Here is an 18,044-nt window from a genome sequence, read left to right as displayed (position 1 = left end):
AAAGGAACTTATTTCACCTTAAGCACTAAGAACATTTCTTAGCGTTTCACCTAAAATCACTACACTACTGTGCTCACGCATTAAAGTTTCAGCACGCCCTGCCTGACGATGTGTCAACGCATCGAAAATCGAACAATGCTGTAAATGTGCATAGTGCAAACGACGATATTCCGACAAAGCTTGCTTCTCATCATAGGTAATGGCTTGAGCAGAAGCCATCGGCAATTGATTGTTTTTTGCTAAAGCTTGTATGAGCGCTACATTTTGCGCGCCCTCAATAATCGTGTCATGAAAAATGACATTAAAATGATGGTAACGTTCCAGTTCGGTATCGCCAAACTCGTCTTTTTCATTAAAGAGTTTTTCAGTTTCTTGAATGCAATGTTGGAGGGTCTTTTTCTGCTCTTCGCTTAAACCTTGTTCTGCCAAAGTTTTCGCAGCCAATCCTTCAAGTACCCCCCGCACTTCAAGCGCATCATGAACCAGTTGTTCTGAAATTTCACGGACGGTGTAGCCACGGGTTGGGTTCTTAATGAGAAGACCTTCTTGTTCGAGCAGCCGAAATGCAATACGAACAGGCTGTCTCGAAACACCAAGTAACTCGGCAGTGGGAATCTCAGCAATTCTGGCACCACCTTCAAGTTCCCCTGAAATAATCATTTTTCTTAATTTAAGTAAAACTTGTTGCCCTGAAGACATTTGCTGCCACACATTGTCAAAAACGTCACTTTGATGCTAACAACTTCATTTGCAAAATGAAATAAATTTTCTGTGTGAATCAGTGCTTGGGAATTTAGCTCGCCCCCAAAAACTCATTTATTTAAAGGCTTTTAAGATTATTCACCATGATATCGAGATTATTACGAATTAAATAAGCCAGATTGATATCAATGCCTTCAAGCATTTTTTCTTCAACTTTTAAAACCACTTCATTACATTTATTTAGCTTTTCAACACCGCTTTCAGTCAGGGTAATTAAAATACGGCGGCCATGTGTAGGGTCAGGTTTCTTTTCAATCCAGCCATTGACCAGCAAATCTTGCAGAATTTTATTGGCAGATTGCGGCTTAATAAAAGAACGTTCAGCAAGTTTGGCATTGGATACATTACTTTTTGAAGCTAAAACAGAAAGCGCAGTAAATTGCGGCAAGGTAATCTCAAGCTCTTTTAAATGTTCTGTTAAATGTTTACTAATAATTCGGTCAACACGAGCAATCATGTAACTTAACTTAGGCTCATCTTCTACTTTTTTTTGAACTAAATTTGAACGTACCATAACCTTTCATTCATCATAAGAAAATCTGTAGTGAAAGTATGAGGTAGTCACCCCATACTTTCCTTAAAACTTAGCGAGCACCTGAGCTTTGTACTAAATGTACAGGCTGTTTAGGTTTTTTGACAAGAAGTAATGCAGAGATCGCTGCAATTAAAATCACTGGAATGCTTGAACCAATCACAATGGTCGAGCTTTGTCCAAGTGAAAGTAAAAAACCAGCCATTAAAGGCCCTGCAAAAGAACCAATACGTCCGATTGCAACCGCCGCACCAACTCCAGTTCCACGCATTTCGGTTGGATAATACATTGCTGCCAGACCGTACAATGCCGATTGTCCGCCCACAATGAATAAACCACAGCCCACTGCCGAAAGTGCCAGTAATGCAACGGTTGGAGAAATTGCCAAGCAACAAAGTGAGAATAAAATGCCTAGATAAATCAGCTTAATCACAAAACTCATGCGTAATTTATCAAGCAATACACCCATTAAGATTGAACCTAAGATTCCGCCAACGTTGTAGCCCATCTGTACATAATTTGCCTGAAGTTTCGATAAGCCTTGCGCCCCCATAAGTAGCGGTAACCAGTTCAACAAGAAGTACAACACCACTAAGGTACAGAAGAAACTTACCCAAAGCTGAATGGTCGACATACGACGTTCTTTGGCAAATAAAACTTCAAAGAATGGTGTTGTTTTTTGTGCTTGAACTTTACGTTGCAGGTAATCATTTGACTCAGGTAAAAAGCGCATGATGAGTGGAATTAACAAAATAGGCGCAATACCACCAATATAGAAAATATGACGCCACTCTGCATCACCCGCCAACGACATGGCAACGACAGAAGTCAGTAATCCACCAAAAGGAATGCCGCTATACATGACACTTACCGCTTTGCCCTTGTGCTGGTCAGGCACAGCTTCGGAGGCAAGTGTAATCATCATCGGGAGTGCCCCCCCCATTCCTAAACCAGTACAAAAACGGATGAGTAACAGCAAACTAAAGTTAGCAGCATAGGCCGTTAGCAAAGACATAATTCCAAAAAGCAGAATACTAAAAATCAGAATTTTCTTACGCCCGACAATATCTGCAAATCTGCCGCCTAATATGGCACCCGGTAGTGTTCCTAAAATTGCAGCACTAAATGCCCATGCCATCTGGCCATTATCCAACATAAACTCAGCCCGCATTCGTGGAGCGGCTACCCCCATTGATTGAAGATCAAAACCTTCAAAAATTGCGATTGCAAAGCAAAGTAGTAACGTAATCTTTGCTCTTGCAGACTGTCCTAATATCTTTTCCATTGTGTTGTCCTTTATTGACTAGTCGTTCCATTTAGCCCTTTGTGTATTGTTGTTTAAACACACCAAAAATATCAGTTAAACTTACTAAAAAATCAACATATTTTTATATAAAATTATTTATTAAATTAATTTTTACTTAAAATACATACAATTATAAAATAATTATTAAATTTTAGAAAAAAGACTTGAATGTAAGTTTAACTGATATTAAATTAAATCTCAGAACATCACAAAATCATTCAAGGAGTATGAAGATGACTTATGAAAATCGCTGGGAAACCGTAGATGTTAAAGTTGAAGATGGAATTGCATGGGTCACACTAAATCGCCCAGAAAAGAAAAATGCCATGAGTCCTACACTCAATCGTGAAATGATTGATGTGCTTGAAGCCATAGAACTTGATCAAAATGCGCGTGTTTTAGTATTAACTGGTGCGGGTGATTCTTGGACAGCAGGTATGGACTTAAAGGAATATTTCCGCGAAGTCGACACTCAGCCAGAAATTTATCAAGAACGTATTCGTCGTGATTCATGTCGTTGGCAGTGGCAACTTCTTCGCATGTATTCAAAACCAACCATTGCAATGGTTAACGGCTGGTGTTTCGGAGGCGGTTTCTCACCATTAGTGGCATGTGATCTTGCAATTGCAGCAGATGAAGCAACTTTCGGTTTATCTGAAATTAACTGGGGTATCCCACCGGGTAACCTTGTAAGTAAAGCAATGGCCGATACTGTGGGTCACCGCGCAGCTTTGTACTACATCATGACGGGTAAAACCTTTAGTGGTAAAGAAGCCGAAACCATGGGACTGGTAAATAAAAGCGTACCGCTTGAACAGCTAAAAGCAGAAGTCACTGAACTTGCAAATTGTTTACTTGAGAAAAACCCTGTGGTTCTTCGTACAGCTAAAAATGGCTTTAAACGTTGCCGTGAGCTGACATGGGACCAAAACGAAGATTACTTATATGCCAAGTTAGATCAATGTATCCATCGTGATACTGAAAATGGTCGCCAAGAAGGTTTGAAACAATTTTTAGATGAAAAATCAATTAAACCGGGTTTACAGAGCTATAAACGTACTGGTTAACTTTTGATTCTTTAATGGCAATGTAAGGACACAACCCATGCAAAATGTACAGTTACTTATTCACGGTCAATCTGTTGATGCATCAAATCAGGCAACTTTTGAGCGTATTAGCCCCATTGATGGATCAGTGGCAAGCAAAGCCGCTGCTGCAACTTTGGAAGATGTTGATCGTGCAATCGAATCGGCGCAACAAGCTTTTAAAGTATGGTCGAAGCTCTCGCCTACCGAACGCCGTTTACGTTTGTTAAAAGCAGCCGATTTAATGGACCAAAAGACCGAGCAATTCATTGAAACTGGAATGCAAGAGACAGGTTCAACTGCTACATGGTATGGGTTTAACGTTCACCTTGCTGCCAACATGTTACGTGAAGCAGCAGCAATGACCACACAAATTGACGGCAGCCTGATTCCGTCAGATGTGCCGGGCAATCTTGCGATGGGTGTACGGGTTCCTTGCGGTGTTATTGTTGGAATTGCACCTTGGAATGCCCCTGTCATTTTGGCAACACGTGCGCTTGCTATGCCTTTGGCTTGTGGTAACACGGTAGTGTTAAAAGCCTCGGAAGCCTGCCCAGCAACACATCGTCTAATTGGTGAAGTGTTACACGAAGCGGGTCTAGGTGAAGGTGTGGTAAATGTGATTACGCATGCTGCTGAAGATGCACCACAAATTGTTGAACGTTTAGTGTCTCATCCAGCCGTAAAACGCATTAATTTTACGGGTTCAACCAAAGTCGGAAAAATTATTGCAGAGACTGCTGCTAAATATTTAAAACCTGTTTTACTCGAATTGGGTGGCAAAGCCCCTGTTGTGGTTTTAAATGAAGCTGACATTCATGAAGCCGTAAATGCAGTTGCTTTTGGAGCATTCTTTAATCAGGGGCAAATTTGCATGTCGACCGAACGTGTTTTGGTTCAAGACAAAATTGCCGACCAGTTTATTGAAAAGCTCATTGAGAAAACACACTCTATTCATGCGGGCAACCCAACCTCGAAAGAAAATGCACTCGGTGTTTTAGAAAGCCGCCGTGCTGCAAATCGCATTCAGCATTTGCTGGAAGATGCCCAAAACAAAGGTGCAGACTTACCTTTAGGTATTCATATTGAAGACACCACCATGCAACCGACACTGGTACTCAATATTAAAACGGACATGCTGCTTTACCGCGAAGAATCATTTGGGCCTGTCTGCACAGTTCAACGTTTTGCAACCGTTGAAGAAGGTGTAGCACTGGCAAATGACAGCGAGTTCGGTCTTTCTTCAGCAGTGTTTAGCCAGAATATTTCGCAGGCATTGGAAGTCGCTAAACAGATTGATTCAGGTATTTGTCATATTAACGGCGCAACCGTGCATGACGAAGCTCAAATGCCATTTGGCGGAACAAAATCGAGTGGTTACGGACGATTTGGTAGTAAAGCCTCTATTGGTGAATTTACCGAACTACGCTGGATTACCATTCAAACCCAATCACGCCATTACCCGATTTAGTCGGGTTAATGCGAACAACGACATATTAAATAAAAATTGCATGATGCAAAAAATAAAGCGCAGTGATGCGCTTTCCATGGAGTGAAAGAAATGCAAATGAATGCCACTCAATCACAAGACCGCGAACGGTTCGTAAAATTAGGGCAACATGATATTCATTATCACCATAAAGATGACACGCTCTATATCAGCCCAAAAGAGCAATTAAAACCGTATCCACAAAAACTGACAGATCGGTTAATTCATTTTGCACAAACCAAACCAGACCATATTTTTGCAGCAAAACGCAATGCTCAAGGTGAGTGGGTCAAACTAAGTTATGCAGAAGTTTTACAACGCGCATGGCATATTGCTCAGGCTTTACATGAACGTAAGTTAAGCCAAGAAAGACCTTTAGTCATTTTAAGTGGTAATGATCTTGAACATTTAACACTCTCTATGGGTGCTATGCTGGCGGGTGTGCCTTTCTCAGCAATTTCCCCTGCCTACTCTCTTATTTCTCAAGACTTTGGCAAGCTCAAACATGTGTTTGAAGTGCTCACACCTGGCTTGGTCTATGCCAGCGACGGTCAAGCATTTGCCAAAGCCATTCAGGCATGTATTACATCCGACATTGAAGTAGTGACCAACAAGGGTCTTGTGGGCAATCAGATCTGCACGTCTTTTCAATCGCTTTTAGATACGCCAGTTTCAAATGTTCAAGAGTTTTACCAAACCCTTGATGAAAACCAGATTGCCAAATTCTTGTTTACATCAGGTTCAACTAAACTCCCTAAAGCTGTGCCAACCACGCATTTAATGTTGTGTGTTAATCAGCAAATGTTATTGCAGACTTTCCCTGAATTTGAAGAGACTCCTCCTGTTCTTCTTGACTGGTTGTCTTGGCACCACACATTTGGCGGCAGTCACAATGTCGGTATCGCGCTCTATAACGGCGGTACGATTTACATTGATGATGGCAAGCCTGTTCAAGGCAAATTTGACGAAACCATTCGTAACCTCAAGGAAATTTCTCCAACTGTCTATTTAAATGTGCCAAAAGGTTGGGAAGAACTCACCGAAGCTTTAGAAAAAGATGAGGAATTAAGAGACCGCTTTTTTGACAAAGTTAAAATTTTATTCTTTGCAGGTGCAGCACTTTCAGAAGCTGGTTGGAACAGGCTCGATAAAATTGCTCAGCAACATTGTGGAGAAAAAATTCGCATTATGAGCGGATTGGGCATGACTGAAACAGCACCATCTTGTGCTTTTACAACAGGTCCATGCGTGATGGCTGGCTTTATTGGTTACCCTGCTCCGGGATGCGAAATTAAGCTGGTTCCATGTGGTGACAAACTTGAGTTTTGTGTTCGTGGCAAACATGTCATGAAAGGATATTGGCGCTTAAAAGCAGACCAGCAAAGCACTGTGTTTGATGATGAAGGCTTTTTCCATACTGGCGATGCTGTTCGTTTGGTCGATATCAATGATCCGACTAAAGGTCTCATGTACGACGGACGCATTGCCGAAGACTTTAAACTCAATACAGGCACTTTCGTCAATGTCGGCACACTACGCAACAAAGTGCTCATTCAAGGTAATTTACTGGTTCAAGATGTCTGTATTACAGGTTCAAACCTGAATGCTGTTGGCTTTCTGATTTTTCCAAAATTAGAAGCTTGTGCTCAATACGCAGGCCTTAAGCTTGGCGAACATTCTCCAGCAGAGATATTACAACACCCTAAAGTCCAGCAATGGTTCCGTCAATTTTTAACGACATTTAATAAAGATGCGACTGGCAGTTCAAATACAGTTTCAATGCTTTATTTAATGACCGAACCACCTCAGCTCGATGCTGGAGAAGTGACCGATAAAGGCAATCTCAATCAAAGCAATATTACTAAACGTCGTGCTGCCTTAATTGATGAGCTTTATCAAAAGCAGGCCGAAAACCCACTCATTATTCGAGTGCCCACCTTAAAGCAATAAGCTATTGAAGTAAAAAAGAAAGCTCAAACTTCGGTTTGGGCAATAGCCACACTTTTGCCTAAAAAAAGGTTCAACATGCCACACGATACAGAATTTGAACTATTTCGAGACAGTTACCGCAGGTTCTTAAAAGAACAGGTTGCCCCATATTACGAACAGTGGGAACACGATGGCCTGATCCCACGTGATCTATGGCTTCGTCTTGGGGAAAATGGCTTTTTGTGCGTCGATGTGCCCGAAGAATATGGCGGCTATGGCGCTCCTGTTCATTACTCTCTCATGCTGGTTCAAGAAACCGCTCAAGCTGGCTTTGCATCTTTAGCTGTTGCAATTGGTGGGCAAAATGAGCTGGTCTCTCCTTACTTGCAAAATATTGGAACTGAAGATCAAAAACGCTATTGGCTACCCAAAATGGTGACAGGTGAAGTGGTCACCGCAATTGCCATGACAGAGGCGAATGCAGGCTCAGACTTACAGGCCATACGGACTCAAGCCGTTTTAGAAAATGATCACTATCGTTTAAATGGTTCAAAAACGTTTATCTCAAATGGTTTGCACGCCGACCTGATCGTTCTTGTGGCTAAAACCAATCCTCAAGCCAAAGCAAAAGGTATTTCGATTCTTTTAGTTGATGCTGCTTTAGACGGTGTCAAAAAAGGTCGCTCTTTACAAAAAATCGGACTACATGCCCAAGATACTGCCGAACTTTTTTTTGATGATGTTTGCGTGCCTATCACACAACGTTTGGGTGAAGAAGGACAAGGTTTTACCTATTTAATGCAAGAGTTACCACGTGAACGTTTAAGTATTTCCATGATGGCTTTGGGGTCAATTTTAGGCGCCATCGAACTGACCAAAGACTACGTGCTGGAGCGTAAAGCTTTCGGACAACCTTTAAGCCAAATGCAAAACACGCGCTTTGTGCTCGCAAATGCACAAATCAAAGCCAAAGCCGCCCAAGCTTTTGTAGACCAATGTGCAGCGCTGTATCAACAACACCAGTTAAGTGTCACTCAAGTTGCCGCACTGAAATGCTTTATTACCGATGTTCAATGTGAAGTGATTGATCAATTACTTCAGCTTTTTGGTGGCTACGGTTACATGCAGGAATACCCGATTTCACGCTTTTTTGTGGATGCACGGGTACAAAAAATTTATGGGGGAACCAATGAAATTATGAAGGAAATCGTGGCCCGAGAACTGCTCGGAAAATAATTTGATTTAAAAACCAAATAAGGCAGACAGAACAACCATGCCTTGTTGAAAACAAAAAATGATATTTCAGGAAGAAATGCTATGTCGAAATTATGGATGTACTCAACCCTCATGCTCTCTGGTTCAGTGTGGGCTGGTAATTTTATTGACAACAGTTCAGTAGAACTCACCACACGAAACTTCTATTTTGACCGCGACTACCAAGAGCAATCCGCTTACCCTGCCGCCAAGGACTGGACACAAGGGTTTATTCTCAAAGCCAATTCAGGTTATACCGAAGGGACTGTCGGTTTTGGGCTGGATGTACTTGCGACAGCAGGCTTCAAACTCGATGCCGATGCGGAGCATGGAGGTACAGGAAACTTACCTAGAGACACACGCACCAATGAGCCTGCCGACTCTTACGGAGAAATTGGTGTAACAGCAAAAGCTAAAATGAGCCAGACAGAGCTGCGCATAGGCACGCTAATGCCGATGAACCCTGTTTTAGTAGCTTCGCCTGCTCGTTTGTTACCTCAAACTTATCGAGGAATTTCACTGACCAGTAAAGATATTAAAGATTTTGACTTACAGGCAGCCTATCTCGATAAAGTGAATCATCGTGATTCAACTAACTATGAAAAAATTAAAATTTCAGGAGTGAATGGACGGTTTAAAAGTGCCGAAACTGATGGACTGTATTATTTAGGTGGGAACTATCAGCTTGATCCAGCAATCAAACTCACTGCGTTCTATATGGATGTTGATGATCTTTATAACCAGACCATGGTCGGTGCCTTACACCAACACAAAATTAATGACACTACTAATCTTAGCTCGCAGTTACGTTACTACCGCAGTCGTGATGACGGACAAGCGAAGGCTGGTTTAGTCGATAATGATCTTTATCATGCTCATTTCGAACTCAAACATCAAAACCATAAGTTTATTTTTGGAACCTTCCAACATCACGGCGACACTGCATTTCCGTATTTGACTGGAGGTGAAACAGGCCTACTCATTGATACATGGCCGGGCGAGTTTTTAAACCCAAAAGAAAAAGCCTATAGCTTCCGCTATGAATATGACTTTAAAGATTACGTTCCAGGTTTACGTTTCATGACCCGTTACACCACAGGTCACAATATTTATGCACCCAACTTAGGTGGCACCAATCTAAAAGAACGCGAAACCGACTTTGATTTAGGCTACACCGTTCAAAGTGGCTGGTTAAAAAATCTCGGGCTACGCGCGCGCTATGCAATGTATGACAACAACATGCTCTCCACTGCAAACATCAAGCCTGTAAACGAAACCCGCATCAACATTGATTACACATGGAAATTTAAATAATTCAAAAAAAGAGGTTCAGTTACACATAGAACCTCTTTTTATTTCGGGAAATTCATCATGAAGAAAGTTGTAACGCTACTCTGTGGAATGAGTCTGATTGCCCTGACTCATGCCGAAACTCAATATAGCCCACCGCCCATTCAGCTAGAGCCTTTAGCAAAATTTAGTGTGGATTTAAATGCGCCTGTTTGGGAATTAGGCACAACCAGTGATGCTGGTAAACGCCGAATTATTCCTATTACAGGTGGAACATTTGAAGGAAAATCGCTTAAAGGCCGCATTTTAAATAATGGCGCAGATTGGCAGATTGTCGACAGCAAAGGACTAGCAATTATTGATACGCGATATTTGTTAGAAACCGATGACGGTGCACTCATTTATCTTCAAACCAAAGGTTACCGACATGGCTCGGCAGAAACACTAAAACAGCTTGCTCAAGGCAAAGATGTCGACCCGAAAAATTACTATTTCAAAATTACCATGCAGTTTGAAACCAGCTCACCTAAATATGCATGGCTTAACCAGACCGTTGCAGTAGGTAGTGCAATGCGCTTGGGCAAAGCGGTTATTTATGATGCCTATACCCTGAAATAATAATTTTTATAACACTTACAAAAGGATGGACCATTCATTATGGATCAAAAAACTTTAGAACACTTACCGCCCATCCACCACCATTTGGGTGGACACAATATCCATTGGAATGAAAAAAACACTGAGCTCGCCATCCACTACACGGCGCTAGAAAGCTTTACCAATCCACGCGGCACCGTCGAAGGCGGCATGATCTGCGCCATGCTTGATGACGTGATGGGACTTTTTGCATATCTCGCCAATGACCGTAAACCAGCCACCACCATCAACTTAACGATGGACTTTTTAAGACCCTGTGCTGTGGGCGAAGTCATTACAAAATGCCGTTTCATTAAACAAGGCAAAACTGTACTGAATCTCGAAAGTGAAGCTTGGCAAAACAACAAAATGATTGCACGAAGCACAGCTAATTTTCTGGTTTTAGATTAATTGCAAACATTCATTCGATAAGGATATGAATAAATGAATTACACCAACAATAAACGAATTTTGACCCACTCCGCTTTAGTACTTGCCATGCTTGGTTCTTTGGCAGGCTGTGGAAGTGACAGTGATGACACAACTACGCCCTCAACAACGAAACCACCTCAGTTGTCTCCTGCTGTGGGCGTAAAAATGACAGGAAGCTGTTCAGACTTACTCGGATTTCAATACAACAATACCGTCATTAGCTCAGCCACGCTTCAAGAGGCAGGTACATTGACGGTAGCCAACAAACCAATTGGTGCTCATTGTTTGATCAAAGGTTATATGGACCAACGTATAAGCTCTGTCGATGGACAAACCTATCAAATTGGTTTTGAAATGCGCTTACCTGTTGATTGGAACGGCCGTTTTCTCTATCAAGGCAATGGTGGAACCGATGGTAATTTAATTCCTGCAACGGGTCAGGTCGGCAGCGGTGGTCCACTTACCAATGCCCTACATGATGGTTTCGCTGTTATTTCTTCCGATGCAGGACATAATGCCTCACAAAATCCAATGTTTGGTTTAGACCCTCAAGCCAGAATAAACTACGGTTATGGTGCGATTACCAAACTCACGCCTATGGCAAAAAATCTAATTAAAACAGCGTATGGTAAATTGCCAGACCGCTCCTATGCAGGCGGCACTTCAAATGGCGGACGCCACGCCATGATTGCGGCAACCCGTTTAGGCGACCAATATGATGGAATTTTAGCAAGTACACCCGGTTTTCATTTGCCTCGTGCAGCCGCAGCACAACTCTATACAGCACAACAGCTTCGTCGAGTTGCAACAGACGAAAATGACTTAAGTACAGCCCTCACTCTTTCAGAGCGTAAAGTATTAGCAAAAGCGATTTTAGATCAATGCGATGCGTTAGACGGTGTTGCAGATGGACTGGTTCAAGATGTTGAGGCTTGCCGTACTGCATTTGATATTCACAAAGATGTACCTGTTTGCTCAAGCACAAGAGATGGCACATGCCTAAGCACCGAACAAATTGATGTATTAGCCAACATTTACCGCGGTCCTGTAAATTCGGCTGGACAAGCCCTCTATGCAACCCAGCCTTTCGACCCCGGTTTAGTGGGAAGCAACTGGGCAAGCTGGAAATTCGAATCTTCGGTGGGAACAGCGCGTGACCCTGTTGCAGTCGGTATTCTTTTTCAGGTTCCACCAGACCCAACTGTAGTTCAAAATTCTAGACAATTTGCCTTTAACTATAATTTTGATACTGATTATCTAAAACTATCGGCGACCAATGATGTATACGCCGAAAGTTCTATGTCTTTCATGATGCCACCCGATGAACTCAATCTGGATAAACTCCGTAATCACGGTGGAAAAATGATTGTGGTACAAGGCACAGCAGACGGCGTTTTCTCTGTAGATGACACCCAAAATTGGTACGATCAACTGCTACAACACTATAAAAATGATGCAAAAGGTACAGCACCTGAATTTGCACGTTTCTTTAGAGTTCCTGGCATGAACCATACACGTGATGGCATTTCGACCGACCAATTTGATGCTTTAACCGCTTTAGTCAACTGGGTCGAATATGGGCAAGCACCTGACAAAATCATTGCAACTGCACGTGGAGCTGGCAACCCGAGTGGTCAAGTGAATACTGAACTTCCACAAGACTGGGCGCCAGACCGTAGCCGTCCACTTTGCCCTTACCCACTAATTGCCCGCTACAATGGTCAGGGTGATAGCGAAAAAGCTGAAAACTTTAGCTGTAAATAACACCCTATAAGATAAAAAGAGAGCTTACATAGGCTCTCTTTTTTTATTTTGCTAAGTATCACTATTGAATCATTATCAAATGATATTTCATCCAATGCCTGCATCGCTGCTAAGATAACACCGAAAACCAAAAACTCATTTCGATATGCAAAATCAGACTGCTTCAACCAAACCCTCAACTCAACTTGGAAAAGCACTGCTTTGTCTTATGACATCAGCATTATTATTTTCCATTATGGGGGTATGCATTCGTTTTGCTTCAGAAACGGTAGACAATGCGACCGTCGTGTTTTTTAGAAATGCAGTGGGTTTATTTATTTTTATTCCTATGCTCTTTAAGCAAGGGCTGGACTTTGTTAAGACCGATAAGCTTTGGATGCATACTTGGCGAAGTGTCGTGGGGCTCGCTGCAATGTATGGTTTTTTCTATGCCATTGCGAACTTAAAACTATCAAATGCGATGGTTTTTAGCTACTCATCCCCAATCTTTATTCCACTCATTGCATGGCTTTTCTTAAAAGAAAAAATTACTAAATCGATGATTTTTGCCGCCGTTATTGGGTTAATTGGGGTTTTATTTGTTGCTAAACCAGATCAAGGCCTACTCAATGTATTGTCCTTTATTGGTTTAGGCGCCTGCTTTTTATCAGCAATGGCTTTTGTCACTGTAAGGGCTTTAACCAGTACTGAGCCGCCTGAGCGTATCGTTTTTTACTTCTGTATTTTTGGTAGTTTAATTTCCTCTATTCCAATGTTCTGGCATTGGCGTATTTTCACTTGGCACGAATTAAGCCTGCTCATTGCCGCAGGACTTTTAGCAAACATTAGTCAGCTTTTTATGTCTTATGCCTATAGCTTAGCCCCAGCAGGACAAATTGGCCCAATGAACTACATTGCCATTATTTTTGCAGGAATTTGGGGATTTGTTTTTTGGCATGAATTACCGGATCTGTTTACTCTGATCGGCATATTTATTATTTTATTTGCTATTTTGCTCTGTAATCCATTTTTGCAAAAAAAGTTATTCTCTTGCTTTAAGTAGCAAGCAAATCTTATTCTAATTTTGATACTGTAATCGATACTCATTTGGTGAAATACCTGTCCAGTGTCGATAGGCTTTTCTAAAATTAGAAGTATCTGAAAAGCCAATTCTCTCGGCAATTTTGTCTATGGTTAAAGTTGTTTCTCGCAAGTATTCATCAGTAAGACGGCGCCGAGTTTCATCTAATAATTCTTGATAAGTCAGACTAAAACCCGCCAAACGCCGATGTAAGGTACGCTTTGACATATGTAACCGTTCAGCCATTTCTTGAACTGAAGGAAAAAGCCCCGTTCCATCCAATAATATTAAACGAATCGTTTTCACCAACTCAGGCTCTTCAAGTTCAGCTGTACCTAACATCCGCTCACAAAAAGTTACACATATCCGCGGTAATCGGGTTGGCATTTGGACAAGGTACATCAAGCCACTTTAAATCAAAGTGCCATTGCATCATTCCAGTATTAAACTGAACAGGACAATGAAAAACTTTTTCATATTCTTCTGCATAATCAGGTGCTGGGTATGGCAATAAAAGCTTCTTCGCTTGAAATGGTCCTTCCAGCACACGTTCAATTAAGGTTTGCATTGAGCTAAACCAAAATTCACACACCAAAGGCAAAAGCTTACCTAGTGCAATAATATCTTGCCCTTCAAAAACAGCAGCATCCTCTCGAATATAAAAAGACTTCTTTAAAATAGGCCCAGCAAGTTTAATATGTCGAATGCCAAGCTCTACCGCTTGTCTAAAATTACGCGAAGAATAGAGTGCGTAACTATACACTCCAAAATCTGACAGCCGCTGCTTTTGTCCTGCACGCAATCCAATTAACGGATCATGAGATAAACGTTGAATATTTTGAAATAACTGGATTTTTTGAAGTTGAGAAATATATAAAGAGGGTTGATTCATCGCATCTGGTGAAATATTTGTACCAGATAGAACATCTGACATTGAATGGCCTTGCAAGCCCATTTCATCAAATAAACTGGTCAACCCCAGCAAATATGTATTCGAACCAAAAGATGTATTATCATAATTTCCTTCGATAACAAGATTTGTATTTTTATAAATATTATTAGCCATTTAACTCACACCATCCCTAGAGTGACGTGCATAATGGCACTAAACTACCTCTTGTTGTCTCAATTTAACATCGACCATACAACGCTTCAAGCATAAAGTATGATAAGCAAAAGTATGGGAAGGAATAAAAATGGAACACTCCACTTTAAAAGAATATAGCGGCTCTGCCACCGAACATATGGAACTTATTTTTTCCAAACAACGTGCTAATTTTGAAGCGGACCCTTACCCAAGCCTTGAGGCTCGCCGAACAAAACTGCATCAACTCAAAAAACAAATTATTCGTTATCAAGATGCTTTAGCTGCTGCGATTAATGCTGACTTTAGTTCAAGATCACTGGATGAATCTAAACTATTAGATTTACTTGGCTCTGTGTTAGAGGCTGATCATGCAATTCATCACTTACGCCGCTGGATGCGCCCAAGTAAACGCCGTACGGAACTTTTATTTTTATCAAATCGTTTAAGTGTGCAATACCAACCTAAAGGCGTGGTTGGTGTAATTGTTCCTTGGAACTTTCCAGTTTATTTAGCACTTGGTCCGCTCATTGCCGCATTAGCTGCGGGCAACCGAGTCATGATTAAATTGTCTGAAATTACACCGAATACCAATGCAATGCTACGACGTATGCTCGCCGAAGTCTTTAATGAAGATGAAGTCGCAGTTTTTGGTGAAGAAATTACAGACCCAGCAAGATTTACCTCTTTGCCGTTTAACCATATTGTATTTACTGGCTCTCCAGCTATTGGCAAAGTGGTCATGCGAGCAGCAGCTGAAAATCTAACACCTGTTACACTCGAATTAGGCGGTAAATCACCTGCAATTGTAAGCCGCAACTACCCGCTTGCCGATGCTGCAAAACGCATTACGCATGGTAAAGCAACAAATAGTGGTCAAATTTGTGTAGCACCTGACTATGCGTTGGTTCCCAAAGAAAGTATTGATGAATTTGTGGATGCTGCAAAATCAAGCTTTATACAAATGTTTGGTCAAAACATCACAAACAATGAGAATTACACGTCCATTGTAAATGACCGTCATTTAAAACGTATTCAAGATATTTTGAACGATGCACAAGAAAAAGGTGCGCGAATTATTCCTTGTGACACTTATAGCTTTGACCAACAAGGCCGCAGAATGCCTGTACAGATTGTGCTTAACTGCACTCCCGACATGCGCATTATGAAAGAAGAGCTCTTTGGCCCTGTTTTACCCGTGGTGGCATATGATTCTTTAGATGATGCGATTACCTATGTGAAATCGGATGAACGACCTTTAGCACTTTATTGCTTTACACATAGTTCGGTAGAACGTGATCGTATTTTACGTGAAACTCATTCGGGTGGTGTAACCATCAATGATTGGGGCTGGCATGTAGTTAACCATGATGCTCCTTTTGGTGGTATCGGAAACTCGGGCATGGGGTCGTATCATGGTGAAGAAGGTTTCCGTGAACTTTCTCATGCCAAAACGGTATTTACACGCCATCGGTTTTTCCCGACTCAACTTTTCCACCCTCCTTATGGAACATTCCTACAAAAATTAGCGATCCGCTTTTTCTTGAAAAAAGGTGATCCTAATATTAAATAAGGATTATAAAAAAGCCTCGTAATGAGGCTTTTTTATAATCCTTATTTAATATTTAAATCAAAATCTATACAACTTAAAATTCTAAAAAAATAAGTAAAAAAAGATCAGAAACACTAATCCAAAAAATAATGAAATCCCAGACAATACATTAAATAACGTATTCTTTTTCGATAATTTTAGACTTCCTATTCCTTTCAAAAAAGAAAAAAAATAAGGGAAAATTATTGAAAAAAATAATGAGTTTATAACTATAGAAAAAAAATAACTCCTATTTAAGAAAATATGGTCTGAAAAAACATTCAAAAATAAACAAAAAATAATTTCAAAAAAACAACAAATTAAACACAATAAAAAATTAAACCTAAATCTTACATTTAAAATAAATAAAGGGCTTAAAATAAAGAAAGGTGCAATTAAACCATATAAGAATCTAAACCCATAAAAACCTTCATTAAGATCAAAAAATGAATATCTTATTACAACAACAAAGTAATAAAAAAATAGTAAAAAATAAACCACCCTCGTTAATATTAAAATATTAAAATATTTATTATTCACTTCCCCTAAAATATTACTAAGAAATATAAAAACTATTGTAAAAGATAAATAAAAATTAAAAAACACTACCAAACAATCAACAAATAAGTTTTCATTAAATTCAAAAGCTGTAAAAATGCTGAAGAAGGTAAAAAAAGACCACACAAAACCAGTTATAAAATAATTCTGAAGAATTACTTTATTTACAATCAGATAAGATATATTTTTATTCATTATGATTTACATCCCTGAGCTGCAGTATAATTCATTTTCCTACATCCATATTCAATACGACTGCGATAATCAAGTAAATTAACATTCATAAAAAATTGTGGAATCCAAACCATCGGCTTCCAAGATTTATCAGAGAAGTATTTTTCATGAATTGGTTGTAATAATTTTTGCTCTTGTTGCATCTGACTAATATTCCAAGCAACTACATCAGTTACTTTACCATCATAAAGTTTCTTAAAATTATTAAATCCACCTTCCATTAATGCTTTTCCAGCTTCACTTCGCCAATCATAAGCATTTGTAGTTGATATAAAATTTCCAGCTTTAAATGTAAGTGAAGAAAGTTCTCCTTCCGCCCCTAGGCCAACAATAGCTTTCCGTGAGGTTTCATTAGCAACCCTAAACCATTCAGCTCCCGTTTTAGCATACATGGCACTGAAAAAATCAGCTCTTAAATCAATATCATTTATCATGCCATACCAGTTATTAGTATCTTTAAATATATTTTTTAATACGAGCTCTCTACTCCGAATCTGATCAGCTTTTAAATTAACCATTGCTGAAGAATTTATTCCATAAATTTTGTTAAAGTCACTACCTGCATAGTCTAAGGCAGCTTGTAGCATATTATTGCAATCTCGACTTCGAGCCGCATTATTACAAACTGTTGCGAGTTCTATATCATTAGTTTTCGAAAGATTCTGATAATTTTGTATAATATTATCGCAATTTGATGAAGTTACTTTACACTTTCCTAAATCTGCAACAAATTTCGCTTTACTATAATGTGTTAAATAATTGTTTTGTATAGCTATATCAGCAGAATTGGCTGCTGTATTTACATCATAGCCAGCATAAGCAGAGACTACTCCAGCAACGACCTTCCCCATATTTTTAATTTTTACTTTTTCCTCATCATTATATTCAATTCCATTGATAGGCTTAGGCATTAAACTAGCAACGATTTCACCAACTCCAGCTCCTATTGCGCCTGCTTCACAGCTTGCTTTTGTAGCAGCTGCGGCAGCACACCCAGCTGCGGCATGAGCAATCTTATGTATTGTATATTGTAATATT

General features: G+C 40.2%; 14 protein-coding genes and 1 pseudogene. 10 read left to right on the top strand and 5 right to left on the bottom strand.

The annotated features are described in order from the left end of the window. Positions 1-18: 18 nt before the first annotated feature. The 3 genes from ACLBWE_RS17920 to mhpT all read right to left on the bottom strand — a co-directional run bounded on the left by ACLBWE_RS17920 (position 19) and on the right by mhpT (position 2,579). Positions 19-711 (bottom strand): GntR family transcriptional regulator, encoded by a 693-nt coding sequence (locus ACLBWE_RS17920; RefSeq protein WP_080632039.1) that lies wholly within the window; start codon positions 709-711, stop codon positions 19-21. 109 nt (positions 712-820) lie between these two features. Then, complete coding sequence (locus ACLBWE_RS17915; RefSeq protein WP_017391609.1) at positions 821-1,276, bottom strand: MarR family winged helix-turn-helix transcriptional regulator; 456 nt, start codon at positions 1,274-1,276, stop codon at positions 821-823. Positions 1,277-1,346: 70 nt separating this feature from the next. Continuing rightward, positions 1,347-2,579 carry a 3-(3-hydroxy-phenyl)propionate transporter MhpT gene (gene mhpT, locus ACLBWE_RS17910; protein WP_231763827.1) on the bottom strand — a complete coding sequence of 411 codons (1,233 nt, stop codon included), beginning with the start codon at positions 2,577-2,579 and terminating at the stop codon, positions 1,347-1,349. A gap of 248 nt (positions 2,580-2,827) precedes the next feature. On the opposite strand from mhpT, the gene ACLBWE_RS17905 reads away from it, so the two are divergent. From ACLBWE_RS17905 to ACLBWE_RS17865, 9 genes are all read left to right on the top strand, one after another. Further along, a complete protein-coding gene (locus ACLBWE_RS17905) occupies positions 2,828-3,667 on the top strand; it encodes a p-hydroxycinnamoyl CoA hydratase/lyase (protein WP_171056761.1) in 840 nt (279 codons plus the stop codon). Positions 3,668-3,704: 37 nt separating this feature from the next. Further along, positions 3,705-5,156, top strand: a complete 1,452-nt coding sequence (locus ACLBWE_RS17900) for an aldehyde dehydrogenase (protein WP_447604166.1) — start codon at positions 3,705-3,707, stop codon at positions 5,154-5,156. Positions 5,157-5,237: 81 nt separating this feature from the next. Further along, positions 5,238-7,124, top strand: coding sequence for a feruloyl-CoA synthase (locus ACLBWE_RS17895; RefSeq protein ID WP_447604165.1), 1,887 nt, complete (start codon positions 5,238-5,240; stop codon positions 7,122-7,124). A 75-nt stretch (positions 7,125-7,199) separates the two neighbouring features. Then, positions 7,200-8,339 carry an acyl-CoA dehydrogenase family protein gene (locus ACLBWE_RS17890; protein WP_447604164.1) on the top strand — a complete coding sequence of 380 codons (1,140 nt, stop codon included), beginning with the start codon at positions 7,200-7,202 and terminating at the stop codon, positions 8,337-8,339. A gap of 81 nt (positions 8,340-8,420) precedes the next feature. Next, positions 8,421-9,671, top strand: a complete 1,251-nt coding sequence (locus tag ACLBWE_RS17885) for an OprD family porin (protein ID WP_198079204.1) — start codon at positions 8,421-8,423, stop codon at positions 9,669-9,671. 57 nt (positions 9,672-9,728) lie between these two features. Then, positions 9,729-10,265 (top strand): DUF3237 domain-containing protein, encoded by a 537-nt coding sequence (locus ACLBWE_RS17880; RefSeq protein WP_045434398.1) that lies wholly within the window; start codon positions 9,729-9,731, stop codon positions 10,263-10,265. A 39-nt stretch (positions 10,266-10,304) separates the two neighbouring features. Continuing rightward, complete coding sequence (locus ACLBWE_RS17875; RefSeq protein WP_447604163.1) at positions 10,305-10,694, top strand: PaaI family thioesterase; 390 nt, start codon at positions 10,305-10,307, stop codon at positions 10,692-10,694. A 33-nt stretch (positions 10,695-10,727) separates the two neighbouring features. Further along, the gene (locus ACLBWE_RS17870) at positions 10,728-12,479 is read left to right on the top strand and encodes a tannase/feruloyl esterase family alpha/beta hydrolase (protein ID WP_447604162.1); all 1,752 of its coding nucleotides are present in this window, start codon (positions 10,728-10,730) and stop codon (positions 12,477-12,479) included. A 145-nt stretch (positions 12,480-12,624) separates the two neighbouring features. Continuing rightward, entirely contained in the window at positions 12,625-13,521 is an 897-nt protein-coding gene (locus tag ACLBWE_RS17865; RefSeq protein ID WP_447604161.1) for a DMT family transporter, read from the top strand. A gap of 15 nt (positions 13,522-13,536) precedes the next feature. On the opposite strand, the pseudogene ACLBWE_RS17860 reads toward ACLBWE_RS17865, so the two are convergent. After that, positions 13,537-14,605: pseudogene (locus tag ACLBWE_RS17860) on the bottom strand (AraC family transcriptional regulator). A gap of 130 nt (positions 14,606-14,735) precedes the next feature. On the opposite strand from ACLBWE_RS17860, the gene ACLBWE_RS17855 reads away from it, so the two are divergent. After that, positions 14,736-16,196, top strand: coding sequence for a coniferyl aldehyde dehydrogenase (locus ACLBWE_RS17855; protein ID WP_447604160.1), 1,461 nt, complete (start codon positions 14,736-14,738; stop codon positions 16,194-16,196). Between the two features lie 770 nt (positions 16,197-16,966). On the opposite strand, the gene ACLBWE_RS17850 is transcribed toward ACLBWE_RS17855, so the two are convergent. Further along, positions 16,967-18,044 (bottom strand): VENN motif pre-toxin domain-containing protein (locus tag ACLBWE_RS17850; RefSeq protein WP_447604159.1); only part of this gene is annotated, 1,078 nt, incomplete at its 5' end.

This window comes from Acinetobacter sp. M5A5_2a (assembly GCF_053345265.1).
The sequence above is the reverse complement of the archived record's forward strand: the minus strand, read 5'-3'. Positions and strand labels throughout refer to the sequence as shown.

Excerpts from the sequence above, each read along its gene's own strand:
- ACLBWE_RS17915 (WP_017391609.1), bottom strand. The coding sequence starts at position 1,276 with ATGGTACGTTCAAATTTAGTTCAAAAAAAAGTAGAAGATGAGCCTAAG.
- mhpT (WP_231763827.1), bottom strand. The coding sequence starts at position 2,579 with ATGGAAAAGATATTAGGACAGTCTGCAAGAGCAAAGATTACGTTACTA.
- ACLBWE_RS17905 (WP_171056761.1), top strand. The coding sequence starts at position 2,828 with ATGAAGATGACTTATGAAAATCGCTGGGAAACCGTAGATGTTAAAGTT.
- ACLBWE_RS17900 (WP_447604166.1), top strand. The coding sequence starts at position 3,705 with ATGCAAAATGTACAGTTACTTATTCACGGTCAATCTGTTGATGCATCA.
- ACLBWE_RS17890 (WP_447604164.1), top strand. The coding sequence starts at position 7,200 with ATGCCACACGATACAGAATTTGAACTATTTCGAGACAGTTACCGCAGG.
- ACLBWE_RS17885 (WP_198079204.1), top strand. The coding sequence starts at position 8,421 with ATGTCGAAATTATGGATGTACTCAACCCTCATGCTCTCTGGTTCAGTG.
- ACLBWE_RS17880 (WP_045434398.1), top strand. The coding sequence starts at position 9,729 with ATGAAGAAAGTTGTAACGCTACTCTGTGGAATGAGTCTGATTGCCCTG.
- ACLBWE_RS17875 (WP_447604163.1), top strand. The coding sequence starts at position 10,305 with ATGGATCAAAAAACTTTAGAACACTTACCGCCCATCCACCACCATTTG.
- ACLBWE_RS17870 (WP_447604162.1), top strand. The coding sequence starts at position 10,728 with ATGAATTACACCAACAATAAACGAATTTTGACCCACTCCGCTTTAGTA.
- ACLBWE_RS17865 (WP_447604161.1), top strand. The coding sequence starts at position 12,625 with ATGCAAAATCAGACTGCTTCAACCAAACCCTCAACTCAACTTGGAAAA.
- ACLBWE_RS17855 (WP_447604160.1), top strand. The coding sequence starts at position 14,736 with ATGGAACACTCCACTTTAAAAGAATATAGCGGCTCTGCCACCGAACAT.